This window comes from Nitrospira sp. (genome assembly GCA_024760525.1).
Taxonomy (GTDB): domain Bacteria; phylum Nitrospirota; class Nitrospiria; order Nitrospirales; family Nitrospiraceae; genus Nitrospira_D.
This window is the reverse complement of sequence record CP060499.1, coordinates 3,597,273-3,618,247: the sequence shown is the minus strand read 5'-3', so window position 1 is coordinate 3,618,247 and position 20,975 is coordinate 3,597,273. Positions and strand designations below refer to the sequence as shown.

Genomic DNA, 20,975 nt, shown 5'->3' with positions numbered 1-20,975 from the left:
ATCTTCAGCGAAACACGGTGACCCCTTAGCTGCCGTAACCGCAAATTCTACACTGACTCAATATACTCCGAAGAAGCAGGTCAGCGGTGCCTTCAAAATTCAGAGTTCAGATGCACTGAACCCACTCGCCACTCATCTGATCGCGGAATCTCAAAGATTTCAGCAGAAAATCGCCGTTGATGGGAAAAAAGAAGCTCCAAAGCCGTCACGGAGTTTCTGCAGCCAATGCTCAGTAAGACCGGCAAGGTCATGATGTTAGATGATCGTGCCTCCAGCTTCCAACTGCTTGCCACACCGGATCGGCTCTATCATCACGAAGCGAAGAAATTCCTCACTCAATATGACCATGAGCCGACTGCGGTACCGGTGGGGGGTGATACGGTTGCGATGGTTTCTATTCCTACTCGCCCAAGCTCAGAACGGAGCGATTACTTTGGGTGTTTTCCCCGGGCAACTGCAGTCAATACAGAGACGACCATCCCCTCACAAGACAAGCCTGGCGTAAACCCTACATAGAATTATTATCAGGAGGATCTTGCATGAGAAGTTTGTCTGGTACGGCGGGTAATGCCCCAATGATCCTTGTGACCATACTTATGGCTACATCGTTCGCGCTGGAACAGCAACCTCTATTGGCTCAGGAGACTTCAACCAGTCAGAGACCATCGCAGAACCCAATAGTCACGGCACAACAGACCGATTCACCGCCTGAGAAGCAAGGATCATCACCGGCTAGTCACGCCCCACCGGGTCGAATATCTCTGGAAGATCTTCTCCTTCAGAAGGGCTCCATCACCAAGGAAGAGTGGCTCCGGATTCGATCAGAGCAAGAATATCAGGCTGTACACCAAACACGACGACTGGACAACTTGGAGGATTGGAAGAGCAGAACCGAAGTTCTTCCGATCCTGCGGGATAAGGTCAATATCGGTCTGAATGCATTGCAATTTCTGTATGGACACGTCAACGCCAATGTTCCCGAAGGAAGAAGTCAGGATAGCTTGTCTATTCGCCGCGCCGAGCTGGTTTTGTGGGGAAGACTGAGCGACTATCTTCCGCGCTGGCATATGTTGATGGAGTTTCAAAGTACGAATTTGACGAACAACACACCCTTATCTGGCACGTCCAATCCGACCGTCGCGACCTTCTTTCGCGAGGCCTATATCGATGTTCGGCCGGTTCAATCATGGGCGCCCAACCTCAACATCATCAGGATGGGAGTCTTCCGCATGCCCTTCGGTATCTTTACTGAAACGTCAGGTGGTTTGCGGGATATCATCAGCTCTCCTTATTTAAATGGAGTGGGAGGCGGTGGTGGACCAGGTCAAAATAGGAATGGCACGGGCGGAGCGATCGAGTTCCTTCAAGAACGCGATTACTTTGTCGATGTTCGAGGCAAAGTCCTGAATCGTCTCGAATACGTGGTCGGTGTCATGAACAACAATAACTTTCAAGCCAACGGCATAGTCAGTAACACGTCCGGGATCGGCGGGGCCAATCAACCGAAGGCCGTGTACACCCGCATCCGGCTTTTTGGCGACGATGTCTCGTTTGTCAGTTTCACCATGATTCAGGGGACGTCAAACAATGCCGGGACATTCATTAATGGTCGTGGCAAAGGTCACTTCGACCGCTATGGAGTGGATTTTCGTTACAACCCGAAGTTTTTGCCCGGTTTCGTGGTTTATGGAGAATATTGGCAAGGGCATGACGGCTCGAATCCCACCACGGTGGGTACGGCTGCCAATGGAGCTTGTCTTGATAGCTGCGGCGGATCCGGCGCGCCGGGGGCAAATCGACGTACCTGGTATGTCCTGGCCAAGTATCTCTTCACGGAAGGGCCACTCGAAAACTTTGAGCCGGTCTATATGTATGAGCAGTTCGATCCTAATACCAGACTGTCGAGCGATCTCTATACCAGACAAATCGTCGGCCTGACGTATTATTTTGAAAATTTTCCGCCCAAAATGCAGTCTAAAATCCAGTTCAACTATGAGTTTCGACACCATTCAGGATTGGGGCCGGGTGTGGCGCTTAATGCCGCTACGGACCCATTTGCACAGAACGCATTTTTCCTTCAGTGGCAGCTGCGATATATGTAGTGACGATGCTTGATGGAACGGCGTGAGGAGGTGAATGTGAAAATTGTTAGTGGGCTTCTGATCCTATCCTTGGTTATGATGAGCGCCTGCGCGCCTTCCCATCATGTGTTTCCACCCAAGACAACGGAAGGTATTGATACCCATTTTGATTTTTCCCTGTGGCACGATGGATCCGAATCTAAAAAAGTTCAAATCGGAGGGCGGATTGTGCGTGCTCAGTCTTCCGATGACATGGTGATCATCGTCGTTTCTCAGATGCCCATCGTCGACTATCCGGCCTACGGTCCAAAGGACAATGGCGAAAGCAACGGGGAATTTGTCATTATCTATCAGGGAACCATCGAGATGCCGAATCTCCAACCGGGCAATCGAGTGATCGCCGTAGGCGTGACTCATCCGTGGAAAGTCTTCACGGTCAAGAATCTCTCCCGCAGCTTTCCGGTTGTCGCCGCCCAATGTCTTCATTTTTGGAATACACAGGGACGAGAGATCGCAGACTTTCCTTACTACGAAGCAGGATATGTCACGCTCAAGCAAGAAACGGTCTGTGCAAACGCATCAACTCCCTAAGCGCAGGACCAGAAAGGCGGTATGGAGGCGTTCTCAAACATCGACAAGATGACAAACCCAACCCCCGTTAAGCGGCGCGTCGCATGGACATTCTTTGCAGGGATGGCTCTTTGCATTTTTGTCAACATCGCTGGTTGCAGCAGCTTGAGCCAGGGACGAACGGTGTATGACCGAGAGGGTATTCGCATCGGGTTGGATACCGATCCTACAGTCGCCCGTGCTTCCCAGCTGGTGGTCAATCATCATCCGATGAATATAACTCCGAAAGATGTGGAATCGCTTCTCCAGTGTATTCGGGTCAGCGGGTATAGCGGCACTCTCGTCGGCCTCGTGACAAGCCCGCAACCTATGCCTCTCTTCACCCCCAAGGAGTTATCGGCGATCTCGGGGCATCTCGTGTCGGCCTTCCGAGAGGCGAAACCTGATGAACGAGTGTCGTTTTCATTGCCAAAGCCGGATGTAACCTATAGCGAAGATAGAACGATAGGCTTTCTGTTTTTTCGCGGGCGCTATCTTCATGTCATCGTGACGGACCACTCCTCGATTATTCGGACAGACTCAGGTGGGGGAGAACTGCGAGATATCCGAGACACCAAGGGGATGAAGCTTTCAGTGATCGCTCCCGCTCAAGTGGCGGCTGTGCCGGATCTCGAACAGCCACGATGGGCACCATTTGAAACAGTCCACCTTTCATTGAATGTCAAGGAAGTCCTGGTGCAGAGAGAGAAAGTCCCAGGCTCACCTATGAATCAGGAGCGAGCTGGGTCGCCATTCCTCACACCCGCAACACCCGCAATAGAAAGGGGTCAAGGTCGTACTTCATCAGAAGAGCTCCAACATCAAGTTGAAGAGCTTTCCAGTATCAATCAAGAGCTTCGGGATCGACTGGATAAGCAAGATGCACGTATGGAAGAGTTACAAGAGCAGTTAAAACAGTTACGTCGCGAACCACCCCAGCCGACGCCTAAGAGAAAACCTTTCAAAGCCGTCCCTGCTCAATAGTTCGCTTTTGGCTTTTCAGTCCACTGTGCCGGTACTTCACGTACCCACTTTCCCCCTTTATCTGATTAGGATGAATCAGTGCGTCAAAACAGCTTCGCACTCCGATCCAGCCAACCAAGTCGTAGCTGATTTAACAAATCATTAACAATTCCGTATCGTCAACTTAATCGGGGACCTCTATATCTCTGTGCCGTGTTCGAAATCGCACGGTATGCACAGTGCGCACAGTGCGCGTTATGAACTGAATAGCGGAGAGGAGGGAGTTTCATGAAGGGATGGTGGTTCGCAGTTACGGTGTGTGTGATCTGTCTTGGTGGGATCTTCTCGGCCACCATGGTTCATGCCAGCGTCGAGGATCTCCTTTACGAAAAGGGGCAGATCACGAAAGAAGAATGGCTCAAACTCAAGGCCGAGCATGAGAAAGAAGAAGCGATTATTCAGGAACGGTCAGCGATCAAGAAGTGGTTCGATAAGATCAGCATACGGGGCTATGTGCAAGCTCGCTATACCTATCTTCCCGGTGATAAGAGCATACGGAGCGAGTACGACAACACCATTCGGGATAATACAGGCTTCGCCTTCCGCCGCGTCCGACTCGTGATTTCAGGGGATGTCACGGACTGGCTGTCATTCTATATTCAACCGGAATTTGCAGGTACTGTTCCGGGCACCACCGGAGATCAGAGCAACCACTTCGTGCAACTTCGCGACGCCTATGCCGATATCTTTATGCCCGTACCCTTTCTTATGTTCGCGGAAAAAGAGTTGCGAGTTCGAGTCGGACAGTCGAAGGTTCCGTTTGGGTTTGAAAATCTTCAGTCCAGCCAAAATCGGCTTGCCTTCGACCGAAGCGACGGGATCAACAGTGCGTTGAACGGCGAGCGCGATCTGGGATTTTTCATCTATTACACGCCGAGTGACACCAGAAAATTGTTTAAGAAACTGGTCGACTCGGGCCTCAAGGGATCGGGAGACTATGGCGTCCTCGGTGTCGGGGTGTATAACGGCCAGACCATCAATGTCTCGGAACGCAATGACAATAAGCATATCGTCCTGCATGCCACCTATCCTCTTGAATTGCCATACGGGCAGATTATCCAGTTCGGAGTGGATGCGTACCGTGGAACCTTCAATGTCGGAACCCCATCAGGTACCGGGCTCCCAGGGGGGGCTCCCACTCTCATCAATAACGGGAACATTCTCGATGAGCGAGTCGGCGTGCACTTTGTGCTGTATCCTCAGCCGATTGGTTTCCAAGCTGAATGGAACTGGGGTCATGGACCCCAGTTGAACGCGACAAGAACCGTGATTGAAGAGGGCTCTATCCAGGGCGGATACGTCCAAGGGATGTACAAATGGGACGTCAACAAGCCGTGGTTGACCTCCCTCATCCCTTATGTGCGTTATCAAGAATATAGCGGGGCAAAGAAGCATCGAACCAATACACCTTTCAATGTCGTCCGAGAATGGGAAATCGGGGCTGAGTGGCACATAAGCAAAGCCTTGGAATTCACGATTGCGTATGCGCGAAGCAGACGCACCGATACGCAGACCGCCCCCTACAACATCCGGGAAGGAGATATTGTCCGTACGCAGCTGCAATATAACTTCTAGCGTGTTACGGGTTTACGGGGAGGGGGCAAAATCGTCTTGTCCGTGAAATGAATGTACGGGGACCTGAACCAGACAGGACGTAACATTCCCGTAACACTCTCGTAACGTGCTGATAACAGAACAAGGCTATGGTGTCAGGGCTAATGAAAGGACTATCTATGAAATTATCAGTTGCCAAGTCTGGTCTGTCAGCTTTCGTGTTCATTGGAGCTCTTGTTTCGGCCGCCCCATTGGTCTATGCCGATGATGCCATCGTGCTGGACCCAGCCTTAAAAGGCTATATCAAAGTCAGCGGGGTATCCGGCAATGTCAACAGCATCGGTTCGGACACGCTCAACAACCTCATGACGCTCTGGGCCGAAGGTTTTCGGAAGCAATATCCTCAGGTCAAAATCCAAATCGAAGGCAAGGGATCAAGCACCGCCCCTCCGGCCCTGATCGAAGGAACGGCTCAACTGGGGCCGATGTCCAGAACGATGAAAAATACCGAGATCGATGCCTTCGAACGAAAGTTCAGATATAAGCCGACCGCTTTTCCCGTCGCCATCGATGCGCTGGCCGTCTACGTCAACAAGGACAACTCAGTCCCGGGGCTCACGATGACGCAAGTCGATGGAATCTTTTCCAAGACGCGTCGACGCGGTGCTCAAGAAAACCTGGAGCGATGGGCTCAGCTTGGCGTGACAGGCGAAGTGGCGGCATCTCCGATCAGCATTTACGGCCGCAACTCGGCATCCGGCACCTATGGGTTTTTCAAGGAGTATGCGTTGAAAAACGGCGACTACAAGGATGAGGTCAAGGAGCAACCGGGTTCTGCTTCGGTAGTCCAGGGGATCACGGAGGATCCTGCAGGCGTCGGCTACAGCGGTATCGGCTATTTGACGTCAGGTGTACGGGCTCTTTCATTGGCAGAAAAAGAAGGAGGCCCTTTCGTCGCCCCCACGCAAGAAAACGCTATGAACGGATCGTACCCCCTCTGGCGGCACCTGCTGATCTACGTGAACAAAGCGCCGAACAAGCCTCTCGATCCACTCGTGAAGGAATTCATTAAGTTCATCTATAGTAAAGAGGGGCAAGCCGTAGTGATCAAGGATGGCTTCTTCCCGCTCCCTCAGGCCGTGATCGAAAAGGAATTGCCGAAGGTCGAATAGGTTTCACGCCAAGCTGTCAGGAATAGAGTCATCGTGAACAGTCCATGATCGCTCACTTTCCTGTGAGAAATGTGGGGCAGCTGGCAATGCGGCCGTGTCGGGAAGAGGAGTCACAGTCAGGGTATGAACGTGCCGCCATTCACACCGATACCCGCTGCTCAAGGAGAGTCCTCTTCAGGCGGGGGTTCAATTCCGACCCCTGCCCTTGTGGGCGGGCTATTCAGCCGCCGCCAAATCAGGACCATCACGGATCGGCTCACGGGCTTCATCATCAGGACCGGCGGGATCGGCATTATCCTCTGTATTCTCGGAATGTGTGTGTTTCTGGTCAAGGAAGTCATCCCGCTCTTTCAACCAACCCGAGCCACACCGACTGAGCCGGTTTCACTCTCACCGCTGGAGCGTTCGTTTTCCGCCGCCATCATCGGAATCGATGAACAGCAAGAGGTCGCCTATGTGCTACGCGGTGATTCCCTCGACTTTGTTTTCTTAGGAGGAGCGGCTCACACTCCATCAAAGATTCCTTCGCGTGACTTGTTGCCCGATGAATCCGTGACGGCGTTAGGACGTGCATTCGGGAAAGGGCACAATGTGGCCATGGGCACAGGGGATGGGCGCGTCATTCCGGTGGCGATCGAATTCGCTCAGGAGTTTAAAGATAACGAACGTTCACTCTCCCCGGTAGTCACCGTTCTGGCACCAATCCTTGCCGCACCGACTCCACAAGCCATTTCGAAAATGGCCTACCAGAGCGCGGAATCCGATGTTCGGATTGCCGCGCTGTTGAAAGACCGGCATCTCTGGCTCACGACGAGCCGAACGGTATCACGTCCGGATGGAACGTCCACTCCCTCGATCACGCAAGTTGATCTCACGCCCAACATCTCAGGTCTGCCGACGGCGCTTACGCTTGGGAGTCGTGCGGAAATCCTCGCCGTCGGCACGGATGAGGGGAAGCTGTATCATTTCGACCTACGGGAACCTGCACAGCCTGTGCTTGTTGAGACGACTCAGGCTTCCGAGAAAGGCGAAGCGATCACTGCGCTTGCCTACTTGATGGGGGATCGGAGTCTTGTTGTCGGCAACGCGTCAGGGAAGATTGCCGTGTGGACACCTGTGCGGGAGCACCCTCGAAGCAATACGACGCATATGACGGCCATCCATCGGTTCGCCTCTCATTCGAGCGCGGTCACGGACATCACGATTTCACAGCGGGACAAGGGCTTTATCACTACCGATGCCGGAGGGGAAATCCGGCTGCATCATTCGACTTCTGAACAAACGTTGCTGACTCTTACTCCGCAACAGGGGCTGCTTCGCAATACCTATTTTTCTCCAAAGGCAGACGGCCTTGTCAGCTTGACCGAGAATAATCGACTGGTCCATTACCAGATTGCGAATCCTAATCCGGAAATTACCTGGGCAACCTTATTCTCACCGGTCTGGTATGAGGGGTATGAGCGACCACAGCTTGTCTGGCAATCATCGAGTGGGTCGGATGATTTTGAGCCAAAGTTCAGCTTGACCCCTCTTATCTTTGGCACGGTGAAAGGCACCTTCTATGCGGTGTTGCTCGCGGTTCCGTTGTCGGTACTGGCCGCGATTTATACAGCCATGTTCATGCATCCGACCCTCCGGGCGAAGATCAAGCCCACGATTGAAATTATGGCGGCGCTCCCCACTGTGGTCCTCGGATTTCTTGCCGGACTCTGGTTTGCCCCTGTTCTGGAGCGGAACTTTCCCGCGATGACGGCGATGATCCTGGTCATTCCATTGGCTATCTTTGTCTCTGCCGCGCTTTATCTGATGCTGCCCGCTTCCCTTCGCCATCGTGTCCGTCCGGGGGTCGAGGCGTTGTTCATGATGCCGATCATCGTCGCAGTTGTCTGGTGGTGCCTTGCGACCAACACATGGTGGGAGTCGCTCTTGTTCGACGGGCACTATAAGCCATGGCTGGAGGCACATCTAGGCCTGAATTACGATCAGCGAAACGCCATCGTGGTCGGCGTGGCCATGGGGTTTGCGATCATTCCTATCATCTACAGCATCTCGGAAGAAGCCCTCTCCAATGTTCCTAAGAATCTCATCGCCGGTTCCTTGGCGCTTGGTGCCACACGATGGCAAACGCTTATGCATTTGGTCCTGATTTCAGCCAGCCCGGGCATCTTCTCGGCTCTGATGATTGGGCTAGGGCGGGCTGTCGGAGAGACCATGATTGTCCTGATGGCGACCGGCAATACACCGATCATGGACTGGAGCCTATTCAACGGGTTTCGAACGCTCTCCGCGAATATTGCCGTGGAGATTCCCGAAGCCCCGCACGGCGGAACTTTGTATCGTACGCTCTTTTTGGCGGGGTTGCTCCTGTTTGTCGCTACCTTTGTTCTCAACACGGCGGCGGAACTGATTCGACAACGGCTTAGGGAAAAATACAGTCAATTCTAGTCAGAGTGGAATCCGCGAGGAGATCTCGCAAGGCAAGTACAAGAGTGGTGTGATGAAATTATGGTTCAAGCACTTCTTCGGTAGCGGTGAGCTCTTCATTTGGAGCTGTGGAGCGGGTCTTTCTCTTTCGCTCCTCATGATCGGCGGGCTCCTGGTTCTTATCCTCATCAACGGTTTCGGGTTTTTCTGGCCGGCTGACCTCGTCGAATTGACGTTGAAGGATGGAAAACATGTGATCGGTCAATTGGCCGGTGAGGAAGTTGGTCCGAAAGGCATCCCGCGAATCAGGATGAAGATCGGCAATCGAGATCTTTACGGGTTGGACTATCGGTGGATCAATACCGACCAAATCGTTGAGCAGACGAGGCCACGTGACCTTGTGATGGTGGAACGACGCGAGTGGGGAAACTTCTACGGACGCCTACGGACCCTCTTGAAAGAAGAACAGGTCGTGGCCGAGGGCGCGGATGCCGTGTGGCGGTCACTACCGCCGCTTCTTCGGCATACAGACTCAACTGAGGCTGAGAATCCGTATACGGTGCTCGCTACCGACGCAAATGGGAAAGAAAAGTCTCTTTCGATCGGCCAAGTCATGCGGGTGTTCCGACCCAACGATCTGTCGACTTTGGAAAAGGTGTGGGTCTATGTCGGCAATGTTTGGACGGTCCTGACCACGGAGCCGCGCGAGGCTAACACCGAGGGTGGGATCTTCCCGGCAATTTTCGGTACCGTCATGATGGTCATCATCATGAGTTTTGTTGTGACCCCCTTTGGCGTCATCGGGGCCCTGTATCTCAGGGAGTATGCCCGACAAGGGGTGATTGTGAGGGTCGTCCGGATCGCGGTCAACAATCTCGCAGGGGTTCCTTCGATCGTCTTCGGTGTGTTCGGGTTGGGATTCTTTGTCTACGGCGTTGGCGGGACACTGGATGCGCTGTGGTTTTCTGAACGACTGCCGTCTCCCACGTTCGGTACGGGCGGTATCCTCTGGGCCTCTTTAACCCTTGCGCTGCTGACCGTTCCAGTCGTAATCGTCGCAACCGAAGAGGGACTTGCCGCGGTGCCTCGAGAATACCGTGAAGGATCGATCGGTTTGGGCGCGACCAAATGGGAAACGATGTGGAAGGTCGTGCTCCCTACGGCTCTCCCCGGGATTCTCACCGGACTGATTCTCGCCATGGCCCGTGCGGCCGGCGAGGTCGCGCCCTTGATGTTGACCGGTGTCGTGAAACTAGCGCCAGCTATGCCGATAGACGGGACATGGCCGTTTCTTCATTTAGACCGAAAGTTCATGCACTTGGGCTTTCATATCTATGATGTAGGTTTCCAATCGCCGAACGTTGAGGCGGCCAAGCCCATGGTTTATGTCACCACGTTGGTGTTGATTCTTGTCGTCGTGACGCTTAACCTGACAGGCATTATCTTGCGGAATAGACTGAGGAGGAAATATGCTGGATCAGCAGTATGATATAAAGTCCAGTGTCCCTACCCTCGCACCGCCCTCTTTCACAGTGGAGATGCAGAACATGGACTCACTTGATTCCAAGGTGCCGCATCAGCCCGGTGCTCAGGGGAAGTCTAAGCTTCGAGTTCAAGACTTTAACTTTTTCTATGGGCCGGTCCAGTCACTGTTCAAGATCGTCATGGACATTCCCGAGAATCAAGTGACCGCGTTCATTGGGCCGTCCGGCTGCGGGAAGTCTACGTTGCTCCGGTGCATGAACCGCCTGAATGATCTCATTGAAGGTGCGCGACACGAAGGAAACATTCTCATTGACGACATCGATATCTTCAATCCCGCGATCGATATCACAGATCTTCGTAAACGTGTGGGCATGGTGTTTCAAAAATCCAATCCCTTTCCCAAATCAATCCATGAGAATGTCGCCTATGGCCCGCGCCTGCAAGGTTTGAGAAATCGATCGGTGTTGGAAGACATCGTCGAAAGAAGTCTCCGAGGGGCCGGTTTATGGGAGGAAGTAAAGGATCGGCTCCACAAGAGCGCTCTTGGTTTGTCCGGGGGGCAGCAGCAACGACTCTGCATTGCACGGGCTCTTGCGGTCAAGCCGGACGTCCTTCTGATGGATGAGCCCTGTTCCGCGCTCGATCCGATTGCCACAGGGATTATCGAAGAATTGTTATTTTCACTGAAAAAAGATTTGACCGTCGTCATCGTGACGCACAACATGCAGCAAGCGGCGCGGGTATCAGATTGTACGGCATTCATGTATCTCGGCCAATTGATCGAGTTCGGTCTCACGAAACAGGTGTTCACGAACCCGTCGAAGAAGCAGACGGAAGACTATATCACCGGACGATTCGGGTGACCCGATGGTGCAACGACATTTCGACGAAGAACTTGCCGAACTAAGAACGAAGCTGGCGCGGATGGCCGGTCTTGCGGAGGACCAGATCGACAAAGCATTGACTGCATTGGTCACACGCGATTCGGCTCTGGCCTGTCAGGTGATCGAGCGGGACCACAAGGTCAATGCGCTGGACGTGGAGATCGACGAAGCCTGCATTGAGTCGTTGGCGCTTCACCAGCCCGCCGCGCGGGACCTACGATTGGTCACGACGGCCATGAAAATTTCCACCGAGCTCGAGCGGATCAGTGATCTTTCCGAGAATATTTCAGAGCGGGTGATCGAGTTAAACGAAGAACCTCAGCTGAAGCCCTACATCGATATTCCGAGGATGGGAAGCCTTGCGCGCATGATGGTCAAGGAAAGCATCGATGCGTTCATTAAGGAGGATGCGCATCTCGCCAGGAAGGTGCTCATGGATGACGATTTCGTCGATGATCTGATGGAACAGTTATTTCGTGAGCTGCTCTCCTTTATGATCGAGGACCCACGCACGATTACCCGTGCCATCCGGTTGAGCTTTATCGCAAAATATCTTGAGCGGATAGCCGACCATGCCACCAATATCGCTGAACTGGTGGTCTATTTGGTGGAAGGCAAGATTATTCGGCACACATCACCTCCCGTTTCGTTGTGATGCCGAGAATCGTCTTTCGTTCAAAAAGTACAGCCCCCCGGGGGTGGTGATGCAGACGCGTGTTCGTTTGAAATGACCCTCCCCCTGTGCTAGCATCCGCTCCATGGGTGCCACCACCTCGGCTAAGCGGGGCGAAACCCGCCGTGCCCCTTCTCCCCCTTCTCATATTCAGCGGGAAGTGATCGGCGTGATCTTGATCGCATTGAGCTTGCTCATGCTGTTGAGCCTTCTGTCGTTTGTGCCCGGGGAAGCGCAGATTGTGGCATCCGGAACGCCGGCTGCAAGACCGCCTCAGAATCTCATTGGTTCCTTTGGCGCGTTATTGGCCGGTGGGTTCTTTTATAGCATCGGTGGAGCGGCCTACCTCTTTCCCTTGCTTTTAGGCCGGTTAGGCTTTCGCTGCTTCTCTCAGGCACCGGTGAGTATCAGATTCCGGACGGCTGCGAGTTCCTTGGCCGCAGTCTTCTTTCTGAGTGCATTTCTGCATCTTGAAATGACGGGGGTTCCGACACTGACCAGCGGAATGATTTCCCGTGGGGTGGCCGGTGGGATCGTCGGTCAGACGATCGCCGAAGGCCTTCGCGCGGTGTTTGCCGGGACCGGTGCACATATTCTTATTATTGCGGGATTCCTTGTGTCGCTCTTGCTGACAACACCTCTGTCGTTAGCCGAAGTCGTGCGTCGCATGCCGGAACGGTGGGGTTCTTTGCGTGAAGGGATGTCCGCCATGATGCCCGAGCGATCGGTTGAGGCTGAGAAAGAGGTCGGCAATCGCAGACAACGGGTCAAAACCCCTAAACCCGTCCCGACGGCGCAGGAGGAGCCGTTTGCTGAAAGCCTGGAGGAGGCAAGACCGACTCCGGCTCCTGCACCTCCAATTATTCAGCCGTTCCCTATTTCAACTCCGCCGGTACAATCAGAAGCGGCTGAGCCGGATGTGGTTGTTCCACAGACGGAGTCCGGAGCGTATCAATTACCGGATCCTGAAATTCTGTTAAGCGATCCGTCCGGGCCGATGGATCGGATGTCAGATGAAGAGCTCAAAGCGCAATCCGAGATCTTATCACGAGCCCTGATGAGCTTCGGCATTGAAGGCACCGTGACGGAAGTGAGGCCCGGCCCCGTCGTCACGATGTATGAATTCGAGCCGGCGCCCGGGACGAAGGTCGCTCGTATTGTGAATTTGGCCGATGACCTTGCGTTGGCGCTCAAGGCGACCAGTCTGCGAATCGTCGCGCCGTTGCCGGGCAAATCAGTGGTTGGGATCGAAGTGCCGAATCGGTCCCGGGAGACGGTGTCCCTGAAAGAAGTCGTCATGAGCGAAGCCTTCAGTCGGGCAAGATCCAGGCTGACACTCGCGTTAGGCAAGGATATTTTCGGTGCCCCGATCACAGCCGACCTGAAGACGATGCCGCATCTTTTGGTGGCCGGTGCGACCGGTGCGGGGAAGAGCGTCAGTTTGAACACGATGTTGCTCAGTATCCTCTTCTCCGCCAAGCCCAGTGAAGTGAAACTCCTGCTCATTGACCCGAAGATGCTCGAGTTTCAATCGTATGAGGGTATTCCCCATCTGTTGCGACCGGTGATTACGGAGCCAAAATCAGCCGCGAGAGGACTGGGCTGGGTCGTCGCCGAAATGGAGCGGCGGTACAAGCTGTTGGCTGAGGCCGGAGTACGGAATATCGATGCGTACAATCGAAAGGTCGCCGGGTTGCATGAGACCTTTGCTGAAAACAACGCCCCAGGCGTCGAACAGCCTGAGCTTCCGATGCAGTTCCTCTCTGAAGAGGATCGCCTCTCTGCCGGCGAAACCTCGATTGCCGAGGGAGAGCAAGGGTGCATGCAACCGAAACCGACGCCGCCGGAACCGTTACCCTTTATCGTCGTCATGATCGACGAATTGGCGGATCTGATGATGGTCGCTCCCAAGGATGTCGAAGATAAGATCGCCCGGCTCGCTCAGATGGCCAGAGCGTCCGGGATTCATCTGGTGCTGGCCACCCAGCGCCCATCCGTGGATGTCCTCACAGGCTTGATTAAGGCGAATTTCCCCGCACGCATCGCGTTCCAAGTATCCTCGAAGACCGACTCGCGCACCATTCTGGATGCGAACGGAGCCGAGGCTCTCCTGGGCCGAGGCGATATGCTGTATCTGGCCTCCGGTACGGGCCGCCTCGCTCGTCTGCATGGGTCCTTTGTGTCGGATGACGATGTCCGATCGGTTGTTGAGTTCGTGAAGAAGCAAGCACTCCCGATCTACAACCAGGAATTGCAATCGCTGAAGTCGGAAGAAGCGGCGGAGGAGGAGGCCAAAGACGAGGTGTATGAACAGGCCAAAGATCTGGTACTGTCGACCGGCCAAGCTTCGGCTTCTTTGATTCAGCGCCGCCTGCGGGTAGGCTATCCTCGAGCAGCGCGTATGATTGAACAAATGGAATCGGAAGGCATTGTGGGAGCGGCGGGGCGGGACGGGCGACGTGAAGTCCTTGGACGGCGCGGACCGGTTGGTGCGACGGAAGCATGATACACTGGTGGCTGGCGGCATCGTTGAGCGTGGTGTTTGTCTTGCCGGTTTGGGCCGCAGACGGACCAATTGATGAGAAGGCCTTGCAGGAAGTCCGTGGGGTCGTCAAGCAGTTGCAAACACGGTATGAAAAAACAAAAGATCTGCAGGCCGACTTTTCTCAAAAAACCAAGATCGAGGGGTTTGAACGGCCTGTGACGTCGGCCGGCAAGGTGTATATCAAAAAGCCTGGTCGTTTGAGGTGGGACTACCTTGATCCGGCCAGCGAGCAAATTTATGTGAACCAGGACGATGTGAAGGTGTACGTCCCCGAACATAAGCAGGTCTTGGTCGGGAAACTGACGCAAATGGCCGCCTCACAAGCGCCATTGGAACTGCTGCGGGGAGCGGCAAGATTGGATGAGTCGTATGAGATTGAACCCACCACCGGAACGGAGCGTGGAGTGGGTGGCATCCCGCTGATTACGCTTATTCCCAAAGGCAAGGAACATGACTCTGCCCAGGGTCTTCAGAAGATCGTCGTCGAGGTGTTCCCCAAAACCTATTTCATCCGTACCGTGGCCCTTCATGAAATCAGCGGCAATGTGGCCGTCTTTGAATTTTCGAACTTGAAACCCAACCTCGGATTAGGTAATGAGGTGTTCGACTTTAAAACACCGCCGGATGCCGAAGTGGTGAGGGCTCCGGTATTGAATGGGCCGTAGGGAGCCGGCGCCATTCATCGGGTCAATCTCAATTGTAAAAGGTTGAAAGTCTCTTGCGATTGAGGAATGCGGGCGTAACGGGTCGAGACAGAAGGTGCACCGAGTCATGATCGTTCACGAGAACATGGTAATGGAAGCTGTCGACCAGGCGGTCACTGCATTGGATTTCGCTCGTCTCCGCCAAGAGTATTGGGAGCAAGACGAGTTCTTAGTTATCAAGCAATTCTTGCCCCGCGCCTTTGTAGAGGAAGTGCTCGTTCCCCAGGCCCAGGGTGTCAAAGGGGAACTCAATCGCAATTACATTCCCGGTCATAAGAAAGGCGGGAGCGTCAGTTACTATACCGTGCAGGAGAAGGCTCCACGCTTTCTCGATCTCTACCGTGCCGAATCGTTCAGAGAGTTCTTAAATCGGCTCGTTGATGCGAAGCTCATGTTTTGCCCCGACAACGATCCCCATTCATGCGCCCTCTACTACTACACCGAACCGGGTGACCATATCGGTTTCCACTACGACACGTCCTATTATAAAGGCGCGCGTTATACGATCCTGATGGGGCTTGTCGATCGGTCTACTCATTGCAAACTTGTGTGCGAGCTCTTCAAGGACCACCCGACCAAGCAGCCGCAGCATCTTGAACTGGTCACTGAACCTGGTGATATGGTGATTTTCAACGGTGACAAGCTTTGGCATGCGGTCACGCCTCTCGGAGAGGGGGAGGAGCGGATCGCCTTGACGATGGAGTACGTCACCAATCCGGATATGGGCACCGTGAAACGGCTCTATTCCAACCTCAAAGATTCCTTCGGCTACTTCGGCTTCAAATCGGTCTTCAAGCGCGCTCTGGGCCTGAACCGCTCCAGGTGACGACTGCAGTAGGCATTTCGTCAACATCACGCCATCGACAAATCTGAAGTGCCAGTCTCTTCTCAAAAGCCATCCGGTAAGACTTGTAACTCCAAATCGCCAAGTCGAGAAGCTCGGCCACTTGATCGATCCTCTGATTGATTAGCATGGGATCTTCCGCAGTAGCGCCTCGATCCCTACTTCCATAGGTAGAGCTATTCAGCTCTATCGAGAGAATTCGGCACTATTGACAGAATCAAGCGCATAACATAATTAAGCTACAGTACTACCAAGTACTTACCTACATAACGATACGCACCATTTAATTGTAAGTAAATCACGCAAGGAGGTGCTATATGCGGCGACTATTCCTGTTGATGCTTATGCTTGGCGTTACGTTTGGAAGTGCTGCGTTTGTTTTTGCAAACAATAATTTCATTGCAGGAGGGACTGGGGGCGGTCAAGGAGGATTCTGGGAGAGACGCAATAGCAGTGGGGGGTTCCTCAATTCCGGAACCCTGTGGGCGACACGGGCCCACCACTGTACGGTCAAACTCGCCAACGGCAACATGTTCCTCGCGGGAGGAACGGCATCCGGAGGAACATGGGAAATTCACAATACAACTGGAGGTCTTGTCAGTAACGGAACGTTATGGGCAACTCGCAATTTTTCATTTACATGTACCGTGCTCAATAATGGCAACGTTTTCATAGTGGGAGGAGAGTCTTCGTCGGGAACTTGGGAGATTCGCAACAGTGCCGGTGGATTCGTGAGCAACGGAACATTGTGGGCAAACAGGCTTGCTCACAATGCGACGTTACTTTCCAATGGGAACGTCTTGATCACTGGGGGCAATTTTTCTTCTGGAACCTGGGAAATCCGAAGCGCAACAGGAAGTCTCGTGTCCGGGACGAGTACAACGGGAATCTATTTGTGGTCTGGTCGCTATGGGCACTGTGCCATTCAATTATCCAATGGCAATATTATGATGATAGGTGGTGGACCAGGCTATAACAGTTGGGAACTTCGTACCAGTAGCATGACGCTCATTAGTGCGAATTATCTCTGGGTCCAGCGTGATGAACATACATGTAACAAACTCCCGAATGGCAACATTTTCATAGCTGGTGGTGCCTGGGGTCCTGGGTCGTGGGAGATTCGAAACTCCACAGGGGCGCTTGTCTCTACTGGGACTCTGTGGGCCAGTCGTAACGGGCACAATGCAGAATTGCAAAGTAATACGGGAAATGTGTTGATCACGGGCGGCTCGGTGAGTCAAGGAACCTGGGAACTTCGTTCAGGCACCGGTGCACTAGTCAGCAGCGGGAATATGAACGGATTGCATGATCCGGGACACTCAACCACTGAGTACTAACTCAGGAGGAGCTGTTAGGGGTGAAGCGGGGCAGTGGAGTTCGGACTGCCCCGCACGGGTACCTTTATCGAGGTCTCTATGCTCTTGGAGTGATCATGCAAGCACTACGTCTTTCACCAAGATCAGGTTTCTGGTGTATAGCACTCTGTCTGTCATTCATCCAGGCCGCGTGTACCCCGGATTCGAGTTCCTTGTCAGTGTCTTCCACGGCCAATGAAAGCTCATCGGCTTCAAGCAGTGACGCAGCGATGCGCGATCCTCATTCTGATACCAGTGCGCCAAATGATCGTCTTGAAACCAATCGGAAGCGTCCAGAGTTTGCCTTGATCATCGGAGAAACAAACGATGACGGCCTGCAAGAAGAGATCTCAGCTTGTGAGTTCAATAAGATTTGCGTCACGACGCTCGAAACGAAGTCCAAGCGTGTGTACCAGAACAGCGCATGGCAGAGTGTGAGTCTCATTGCGGTACAGGATACCGATGGAGATCCCGGGGCGGAAATCGTTCTGTTAGCCTATACGCGTGAAGGGTTGCTCGCTTGTGTCTGCGTCATTCATGACAAGACCACGTCGATTGAATTCTATGGTGGTCTTGGGTGGGGTTCAGTTGACGTGAAAACCCTGGCGAATACGGATGCGATAGACGGAGATGAAATTCTTGTTCACGTCAAAACTGAGGAGGGAACATTACGCTGTTTATGTATCATTCGTGATCGTGATCGGACCGTAAGGGAATATGGTGACGAGTCGTGGGCGACCATACAGATCAAAGAAGTTGTCGATACCGATGGAGAGTCGGGGAAAGAAGTCATTTTTGAAAGTCGAGATGCGACAGATCAGCTCGTATGCGTCTGTATTCTGCGAGACCGACAACACGAAATAGGAACCTACGCCGATTCCCGATGGAGGATGGGTGAAGTCAAACTGTTCGTAGACACGGATGGCCAACCCGGTCTTGAAATCGTAGTTGCGTTTATGAATGTTGCGGATAGTGGAATTACGATCATCCACGATGTCTCGCGGACATCCAAAACCTATCTATTTGAAGGAGGTCACACGATTCAGCAGGTCCGAAATTATGATCGGTCTCAAGGGGAAGAAATTTGTGTGCTCTTGCTGAGCCGTGAAGAGTTCGTGTTAATTTCAGACCGTGTGCAGGAGCAGGAAGTCGTAGAATCATGCGGAGACGTAAGAAAGTCAACGGGTCGTAGCTAATGCACCTACGCTTACTTAAGGAATTCGTTTAACCCATCGGAGTGCTCCTTCTAATGTATGGGAGTCGAAGTTGGGAGAATAGATGACGGACACATCAATGACGACTTCGATATGTTCTCCTGCTGAAAATTCCGTCATCAGAGGTTTGACCGCTTGTCGCCTAATCCTAGGACCGAGACACTTCCCACGGTCAATAATTGGGAGTTCCCCCGTGTGGTCATCAAGGAGAAACACATAGGCATCATATGCTCCTTGCGTTTGACAGCCTCCGCCGTCCGGAATCACTTGTAACGACTTGATCGTTCCCTGAAGCCGCACTGCCCGCATGTTAAAGGCTTGAGGGTTATCAATAATCGCTCGGATTGGGATGGACTCTTCACGCACTAATTCAGTAGCCAACAATAGAGGCACGTGAAGTGACAGGACTAAGCCATAACAGATTAACGCAGCGGTTTGGCGTTTAGGTCTCATACAAGAGAATTATACCGCTAGATCTTGGCAAGTCTATACAACACTTAAATAGAAATATGGCAGTGCTTAAACTCAATCAAAGCAAGATTTAGAAGAACACCATTTAGATAGGCTTAGGTTGTCGTGGCAGGCATTTTACAGGAGGCGATCATGAAGAAACCTAGGCGCGTGCTTCTGCTATTGCCGACGGTGCTAGCTCTCACCGGGTGTCCAGACGGTGGCGGTGGTAACGGGGGATTTCAGGGTACGCCCGGCGTGATTTATACGGCAAATGGCGGATCCAACAATCTCTCAGGTTTTACCATTGGCGCAGGAGGTCTGTTGACTGCGACGACCCCAGCCACTTTCGTTACAGGTACGAATACTGAATGGGTTGCAGTTTCTCCGAATGGTCAGTTTCTATACTCGTCAAACCAGAATTCCACGAATATATCTGGTTTCACGATCAACGCGGCGACCGGAAACTTGACACCGACCCTTCCGGCCACGTTTTCAACCGGTGCGGGATCCTCTCCACGCGGGATCATCGTCACACCGAACGGGCAATTTGCCTATGTCGCCAATAGCGCCTCAAACACCGTTGCCGGTTTCTCAATCGGATCGGGAGGAGTATTAACATCGAGCACCCCGGCGACCTTTGCGACGAGTGGAACGCTAGCCAGAGGTATTGCTGTATCACCCAATGGACAGTTTCTCTATGTCGCGAATTCCGGTACTCACAACGTATCGGGCTTTAGGATTGGTGCTGGTGGGGTGCTGACCGCAACGAGCCCCACAACATTTTCAACTGGTGCCGGCTCTCCAGCCCCGGAGGGACTCGCAATCTCGCCTAACAGCGCATTCTTGTATGTTGCGAATAGTGGAACGAATGCGATCGCAGTCTTTTCTATTGGAGCAGGAGGCGTTCTCACGCCAACAGTCCCACCGACATTCTCCACCGGGGTGCTGGGATCGAGCCCTGAGAGGATGGCCATTTCACCGAACGGGTCGTTCTTGTATGTCACGAATAGCGGCATGAATGAAGTGGCAGCGTTTGCCATTGGGGCGGGAGGACTATTGACACCGACGACTCCGACGGCATTTTCCACTGGAGCGACTTCCTCACCGGTAGGGATTACGATCAATCCCACAGGACAATTCCTCTATGTGGCCAATTCAGGGTCCACCAGTATAGCTGGATTTGCGATCGGCGCCGGTGGGGTCCTAATCCCTATGAATCCTGCCACGTTTTCGACAGCTCCACATGGTCCAATTGGAATCGCCTCTCCAGGCCGACCATAGTTCCTTTCTTATCCAACCGCTACATCGTCATGTGCTCGAGAGGCCTTCCGCAATTCAATGTCGAGTGGACCGACGAGTGGGACCTATCGGATTCAGCAGACAAGCTATCGAATTGCCCCAAGGAATGTCAGGGACAACAGCGGTAACAGCTGTTACTGGTGCAGATGCTTCATGGCGGCGGCGCACAGAATGATGAAGAACCCCATCCAAAGAGCCGCGCGCTGGAAGGGAATCGCCTCATACGATTCCGTGTCGTCGGCTTCGTCTTCGGATTTGAAAATGACGGTATAGAGAAACAGCGTGAGAAGCCCCAACACGAGGAGAAGCTTAATCATGAAGACCATCAGGTACTTGGAGTGGTGCTGAACGCCGGCGCCGGTTTGCGAGATCAGGACCTGATTGACGTAGTGGAGGTTCACACCCCCGGTGAACAGCAGAACGACCAAGAGGCCACCGGCGACCTTTTTGTAGTGCTGATAAAACACGTCCGTGATGGGTTTGATCTGATCCTTCGAAACCGCCTTCTTCAATCCCGGTGTGACCGCCATGACGAGAAATGCCAGGCCGCCGATCCAAATGATTGCTGAAAGCAGGTGAAACCAGTGGTTGACGATGGGGATCAGGATGTTGAGATCAGTGGTGATGCTTTGAAGGGTATCCATAGGTGAGGGTTA

17 protein-coding genes are annotated in these 20,975 nt (G+C 53.2%); 15 read left to right on the top strand and 2 right to left on the bottom strand.

The window, feature by feature from the left end:
• The first annotated feature begins 539 nt into the window (after window positions 1-539).
• From H8K04_16965 to H8K04_16900, 14 genes are all read left to right on the top strand, one after another.
• On the top strand, window positions 540-2,102 hold the full coding sequence (locus H8K04_16965; protein ID UVT15477.1) for a hypothetical protein: 1,563 nt from the start codon (window positions 540-542) through the stop codon (window positions 2,100-2,102).
• Between the two features lie 36 nt (window positions 2,103-2,138).
• Complete coding sequence (locus H8K04_16960; GenBank protein UVT15476.1) at window positions 2,139-2,672, top strand: Slp family lipoprotein; 534 nt, start codon at window positions 2,139-2,141, stop codon at window positions 2,670-2,672.
• A 21-nt stretch (window positions 2,673-2,693) separates the two neighbouring features.
• Window positions 2,694-3,674, top strand: a complete 981-nt coding sequence (locus H8K04_16955) for a hypothetical protein (GenBank protein UVT15475.1) — start codon at window positions 2,694-2,696, stop codon at window positions 3,672-3,674.
• Between the two features lie 267 nt (window positions 3,675-3,941).
• Complete coding sequence (locus tag H8K04_16950; protein ID UVT15474.1) at window positions 3,942-5,288, top strand: porin; 1,347 nt, start codon at window positions 3,942-3,944, stop codon at window positions 5,286-5,288.
• Between the two features lie 158 nt (window positions 5,289-5,446).
• A complete protein-coding gene (locus tag H8K04_16945; GenBank protein ID UVT15473.1) occupies window positions 5,447-6,439 on the top strand; it encodes a phosphate ABC transporter substrate-binding protein in 993 nt (330 codons plus the stop codon).
• A 123-nt stretch (window positions 6,440-6,562) separates the two neighbouring features.
• Entirely contained in the window at window positions 6,563-8,884 is a 2,322-nt protein-coding gene (locus H8K04_16940; protein UVT15472.1) for an ABC transporter permease subunit, read from the top strand.
• Between the two features lie 52 nt (window positions 8,885-8,936).
• Complete coding sequence (gene pstA, locus H8K04_16935; protein ID UVT15471.1) at window positions 8,937-10,352, top strand: phosphate ABC transporter permease PstA; 1,416 nt, start codon at window positions 8,937-8,939, stop codon at window positions 10,350-10,352.
• A 49-nt stretch (window positions 10,353-10,401) separates the two neighbouring features.
• Complete coding sequence (locus tag H8K04_16930; protein UVT18026.1) at window positions 10,402-11,211, top strand: phosphate ABC transporter ATP-binding protein; 810 nt, start codon at window positions 10,402-10,404, stop codon at window positions 11,209-11,211.
• A gap of 4 nt (window positions 11,212-11,215) precedes the next feature.
• The gene (phoU, locus tag H8K04_16925; protein ID UVT15470.1) at window positions 11,216-11,887 is read left to right on the top strand and encodes a phosphate signaling complex protein PhoU; all 672 of its coding nucleotides are present in this window, start codon (window positions 11,216-11,218) and stop codon (window positions 11,885-11,887) included.
• Between the two features lie 103 nt (window positions 11,888-11,990).
• Window positions 11,991-14,411, top strand: coding sequence for a DNA translocase FtsK (locus H8K04_16920; protein ID UVT15469.1), 2,421 nt, complete (start codon window positions 11,991-11,993; stop codon window positions 14,409-14,411).
• A complete protein-coding gene (locus H8K04_16915) occupies window positions 14,408-15,115 on the top strand; it encodes an outer membrane lipoprotein carrier protein LolA (protein UVT15468.1) in 708 nt (235 codons plus the stop codon). The genes H8K04_16920 and H8K04_16915 overlap by 4 nt, the downstream gene beginning before the upstream one ends.
• Before the next feature lie 106 nt (window positions 15,116-15,221).
• Window positions 15,222-15,980, top strand: a complete 759-nt coding sequence (locus H8K04_16910; GenBank protein ID UVT15467.1) for a 2OG-Fe(II) oxygenase — start codon at window positions 15,222-15,224, stop codon at window positions 15,978-15,980.
• A gap of 335 nt (window positions 15,981-16,315) precedes the next feature.
• Window positions 16,316-17,335 carry a hypothetical protein gene (locus H8K04_16905; GenBank protein UVT15466.1) on the top strand — a complete coding sequence of 340 codons (1,020 nt, stop codon included), beginning with the start codon at window positions 16,316-16,318 and terminating at the stop codon, window positions 17,333-17,335.
• 248 nt (window positions 17,336-17,583) lie between these two features.
• Complete coding sequence (locus H8K04_16900; GenBank protein UVT15465.1) at window positions 17,584-18,549, top strand: hypothetical protein; 966 nt, start codon at window positions 17,584-17,586, stop codon at window positions 18,547-18,549.
• Window positions 18,550-18,564: 15 nt separating this feature from the next.
• On the opposite strand, the gene H8K04_16895 is transcribed toward H8K04_16900, so the two are convergent.
• Window positions 18,565-19,020: a hypothetical protein gene (locus tag H8K04_16895; protein UVT15464.1), complete on the bottom strand. Its 456-nt coding sequence runs from the start codon at window positions 19,018-19,020 to the stop codon at window positions 18,565-18,567.
• Between the two features lie 150 nt (window positions 19,021-19,170).
• Here H8K04_16895 and H8K04_16890 point away from each other — a divergent pair, with 150 nt between their 5' ends.
• Window positions 19,171-20,301 (top strand): beta-propeller fold lactonase family protein, encoded by a 1,131-nt coding sequence (locus tag H8K04_16890; protein ID UVT15463.1) that lies wholly within the window; start codon window positions 19,171-19,173, stop codon window positions 20,299-20,301.
• A 152-nt stretch (window positions 20,302-20,453) separates the two neighbouring features.
• Here H8K04_16890 and H8K04_16885 read toward each other — a convergent pair whose 3' ends face one another.
• A complete protein-coding gene (locus H8K04_16885) occupies window positions 20,454-20,963 on the bottom strand; it encodes a hypothetical protein (protein ID UVT15462.1) in 510 nt (169 codons plus the stop codon).
• Window positions 20,964-20,975: the final 12 nt, after the last annotated feature.

Bases quoted from the DNA above. Each gene is read 5' to 3' on its own strand.
- H8K04_16965 (UVT15477.1), top strand. From the start codon at position 540: ATGAGAAGTTTGTCTGGTACGGCGGGTAATGCCCCAATGATCCTTGTG.
- H8K04_16955 (UVT15475.1), top strand. From the start codon at position 2,694: ATGGAGGCGTTCTCAAACATCGACAAGATGACAAACCCAACCCCCGTT.
- H8K04_16950 (UVT15474.1), top strand. From the start codon at position 3,942: ATGAAGGGATGGTGGTTCGCAGTTACGGTGTGTGTGATCTGTCTTGGT.
- H8K04_16945 (UVT15473.1), top strand. From the start codon at position 5,447: ATGAAATTATCAGTTGCCAAGTCTGGTCTGTCAGCTTTCGTGTTCATT.
- H8K04_16940 (UVT15472.1), top strand. From the start codon at position 6,563: ATGAACGTGCCGCCATTCACACCGATACCCGCTGCTCAAGGAGAGTCC.
- pstA (UVT15471.1), top strand. From the start codon at position 8,937: ATGAAATTATGGTTCAAGCACTTCTTCGGTAGCGGTGAGCTCTTCATT.
- H8K04_16930 (UVT18026.1), top strand. From the start codon at position 10,402: ATGCAGAACATGGACTCACTTGATTCCAAGGTGCCGCATCAGCCCGGT.
- phoU (UVT15470.1), top strand. From the start codon at position 11,216: ATGGTGCAACGACATTTCGACGAAGAACTTGCCGAACTAAGAACGAAG.
- H8K04_16920 (UVT15469.1), top strand. From the start codon at position 11,991: ATGGGTGCCACCACCTCGGCTAAGCGGGGCGAAACCCGCCGTGCCCCT.
- H8K04_16915 (UVT15468.1), top strand. From the start codon at position 14,408: ATGATACACTGGTGGCTGGCGGCATCGTTGAGCGTGGTGTTTGTCTTG.
- H8K04_16910 (UVT15467.1), top strand. From the start codon at position 15,222: ATGATCGTTCACGAGAACATGGTAATGGAAGCTGTCGACCAGGCGGTC.
- H8K04_16905 (UVT15466.1), top strand. From the start codon at position 16,316: ATGCGGCGACTATTCCTGTTGATGCTTATGCTTGGCGTTACGTTTGGA.
- H8K04_16900 (UVT15465.1), top strand. From the start codon at position 17,584: ATGCGCGATCCTCATTCTGATACCAGTGCGCCAAATGATCGTCTTGAA.
- H8K04_16895 (UVT15464.1), bottom strand. From the start codon at position 19,020: ATGAGACCTAAACGCCAAACCGCTGCGTTAATCTGTTATGGCTTAGTC.
- H8K04_16890 (UVT15463.1), top strand. From the start codon at position 19,171: ATGAAGAAACCTAGGCGCGTGCTTCTGCTATTGCCGACGGTGCTAGCT.
- H8K04_16885 (UVT15462.1), bottom strand. From the start codon at position 20,963: ATGGATACCCTTCAAAGCATCACCACTGATCTCAACATCCTGATCCCC.